This window comes from Vibrio sp. Vb0349 (genome assembly GCF_033338975.1).
In genome coordinates this window covers 1-1,230 of the sequence record NZ_JAWOTS010000281.1, presented here as the reverse complement: position 1 = coordinate 1,230, position 1,230 = coordinate 1, and the positions used below count along the sequence as shown (strand labels likewise).

At 50.1% G+C, this 1,230-nt stretch carries 1 protein-coding gene; it reads left to right on the top strand.

Going from position 1 to position 1,230, the window contains the following annotated elements:
• Positions 1-38 precede the first annotated feature (38 nt).
• The coding region (locus tag R7Q47_RS25220; protein ID WP_318090070.1) for a S8 family serine peptidase at positions 39-1,230 on the top strand (1,192 nt) is incomplete at its 3' end.

Genomic DNA, 1,230 nt, shown 5'->3' with positions numbered 1-1,230 from the left:
TCCGTCCCGGTGCAGCGGCGTCTGACGTAGGGGAGTTGATGCGTGAGAGCAGAGCCGAAGCGCTCAAAGTCATTTCCGGCATTGATGTGCATGTCTTGCAAGTGCCTGTTGGAACAGTGGAAGCGCAGTTAGCCCGTTTTAACCAGAACCCGAATGTGTTGTATGCAGAACCTGATATCAACCACATTGTTCAGTATGTTCCCAATGAAGGTCTCGGTGGAAGTATCTATGCTAGTGACTACTTTTCTGAGCAGTGGGCGCTCAATAATACTGGGCAAGTACATTCTACCGTGGTGAATGACCCACTATTTGGTCCGTATCTGGATGAGGCCTCTGGCTTGCCTGGTGCAGATATCAATGCTCCCGAAGCTTGGGATATGACGAAAGGTAGTTCTGCCGTCAAGATAGCAATTCTCGATTCCGGTATTGATTGTCGTATGGCAGGGGATAGCGTGAGTAGCATTGAGTTCGGGAACGGAAAATGTGTTGAGCAGCAGAAGTTCGTCACCGATTATCAAAGTGATACGTTAGAGGACGTGGTTGGACACGGCACCCATGTCGCTGGTATTGCGGCGGCTCAGACAGATAACGGTATTGGTATTGCTGGGGTCGGTTTTAACAGTTCTGTTGGCAACCTGAAGACGTGCTACGAATATCTGATTTATAGCTGCGACCCATTTTTTGGCTGCTTCCTTATCGCTGCGACGGGGGTATGCCCGCTATCTTCCTCCATTGATGCGATCACCTATGCTGCCGATAACGGCTACCACGTGATTAACATGAGTTATGGCTCTGATGAAATCGATGAAGAGGGCAACCCGATTAGCTTAGTCGGTTATAGCCAAGCTGAAAATGATGCCGTTAACTATGCTTGGGGGAAAGGCGTGTTGTTAGTGAGCGCAGCAGGGAACGCCGGAGACCCGATAAAGAACTATCCCGCAGCTTATGACAACGTGATTGCCGTAGGTGCGACGGATGACGATGACAATCGTGCCAGTTTTTCTAGTTTCGGTAGCGATTGGGTGTCGCTAATGGCACCCGGTGACAGTATTCTCTCGACGATGCCAAATGAGCAGTGTGGCACCTTCGATTACGATAATGACGCCTGTCTGCATTGGCAGTCGGGTACATCCATGGCCAGTCCTGATGTTGCTGGCGCAGCTGCGTTACTTTGGGCATACAAATATACAGATCAGTTATCCGATCGTGCAACTTGCCAAGATGCCTCTG